The organism is uncultured Campylobacter sp. (assembly GCF_938045405.1).
Taxonomy (GTDB): domain Bacteria; phylum Campylobacterota; class Campylobacteria; order Campylobacterales; family Campylobacteraceae; genus Campylobacter_B.
Window position 1 is genome coordinate 1 of record NZ_CALIMW010000098.1, and the last position, 1909, is coordinate 1909.

Sequence of the window (1909 nt, forward strand, 5' to 3'; positions counted from 1 at the left end):
GTTTTGACGAACGAAAAGATCGCACACGGCGTGAGCAGAAACGGCGGCGTTTTGATGCACGGACCGACCTTCATGGCAAATCCTCTAGCTTGTGCCGTTTCGCTTAAAAATTTAGAAATTTTATGCGCGCAGGACACAGCGCAAAAAGTCGCGCAAATCCACTCCGACCTGCAAGAGGGCTTGAAAGAGTGCAGGAGCTTAGACGGCGTGGCGGACGTTCGCACCTTGGGCGCTATCGGCGTCGTAGAGATGAAGGAGGCGGTGGACGTGGAGGCACTGCAGGAGTTTTTCGTAAAAAGGGGCGTCTGGATCAGACCCTTTGGCAAAAATATCTATCTCATGCCGCCGTTCATCACGCCCAGAAGCGATACGCAAGCGCTTTGCGAAGCGATCCGCGATGCGGTAAAATTAAAAATTTATAAAGGATAAGATTGCAAATTTTAATCGTATTTATCATATTTCTACTTTTGCTAGGCTTCTTGGAATTTCGCAAAAAGACCGCTCTTGAGGGGTTTTTGGTCGCAGACAGAAAGGCGAGCGCTTTTGAAATCGCATTTTCGATAGTAGCTACCTGCGTGGGCGGCGCAGCTACGATCGGCGTGGTATCGAATATGCAAAAGTACGGGTTTGCCGCGGTTTGGTGGCTTTTAAGCGGCGCGATCGGACTAATGATTTTAGCGATTTTTATTGCAAAAATTTTACGCGCGAGCAAAGCGCTAACGTTCGCGCAGATAGCAGAAATTTTTATCGACAAAAGAGCCAGGCTCGTTAGCGCGGTTATCATTTGCGTGGCGTGGTGCGCTATCTTAGCGGCGCAGTTTAGCGCTAGCGCGCGCATACTCTCGGCGTTTGATCTAAATTTTAACCCCTCGCTGCTCATCGGAGGCGCGGTCATCATCGTTTATACGATTTTGGGCGGGCAAAGAGCGGTCATTAGAAGCGATGTATATCAATACGCTATCGTAATCGCGGCGTTTTTGGCAGTTTTGCTCTGGCTAAATTTTAATTCGCCGCAGGTGTTTGAAAATGTAAATTTTACGCTCAAAAATGACGCCTTCGGATACGACAAGATCGGATATTATCTGCTGGTTATCGGTACTAGCTACGTGATCGATCCGATGCTGTTTTCTAGAATTTTAAGCGCAAAGAACGAGCGCGCGGCGATCCTAGGCTCTATCTTCGGTGCTTTTGGAATCGCAATCAGTAGCATAATGATCGCTTTTATAGGTTTTGGCGCGATGAGCCTTGCGGCCGACGGCACGAGCGGCGAAAATCTGCTTAACGTAAGCCTTTTTAACGCGCTGCCTGCATCGTTGGGCTCGGTTTTGATGCTGGGGCTATTGGCGGCGATCATATCCTCTGCGGACACCTGCTTGATCACGGCTTCTAGCATCTTCGCGCACGATATTTTGCGAAGCGAGGATCTAAAAATTTACCGCATCGCTACGCTAGGCTTCGGCGCGATCGCGCTACTTTTAGCAAGCTTCGGCGGCGAAATTTTAAACTATCTCTTCGCGGCGAGCAACATCTTCGTAAGCGGCGTGGCGACGGCGCTATTTTTCGCCATCATCTTTCGCGGCAAGATCGATAAGGATCTCGTTTTGTGCGCCATGTACCTAGGCGGCGCCTTGGGGCTAGCCGCGGCTATTAGCGGTATAAATGCCTTTGCCGTAGTGGGGATCATTACGGCGTGCATTTTATGCCTGGCGGCTAGGTTTAAATTTAACGTAGCCTTTTCAAAGCCCGATCCAGACTGCGTCTGCATACCCCAAGCAAGCAAGCACGAGAAAGAGTGAGCCCGCGGTGTGATAAAATTTCACGCGAGCGGATACTGCGCGCATTTAATAAGATCGTTATCGCATAAGAGCAGAGCTACTAAATTTATCCCGTTTTGCATTGTAAGATTGAT

The 1909-nt window shown here is 49.3% G+C and carries 2 protein-coding genes; both read left to right on the forward strand.

All coding sequences use genetic code 11. The annotated features are described in order from the left end of the window. On the forward strand, positions 1 to 429 hold a 429-nt coding region (locus Q0140_RS03605), incomplete at its 5' end, for an aminotransferase class III-fold pyridoxal phosphate-dependent enzyme (RefSeq protein WP_297961991.1). Between the two features lie 2 nt (positions 430 to 431). After that, positions 432 to 1796, forward strand: a complete 1365-nt coding sequence (locus Q0140_RS03610; RefSeq protein ID WP_297961993.1) for a sodium:solute symporter family protein — start codon at positions 432 to 434, stop codon at positions 1794 to 1796. Positions 1797 to 1909 lie beyond the last annotated feature (113 nt).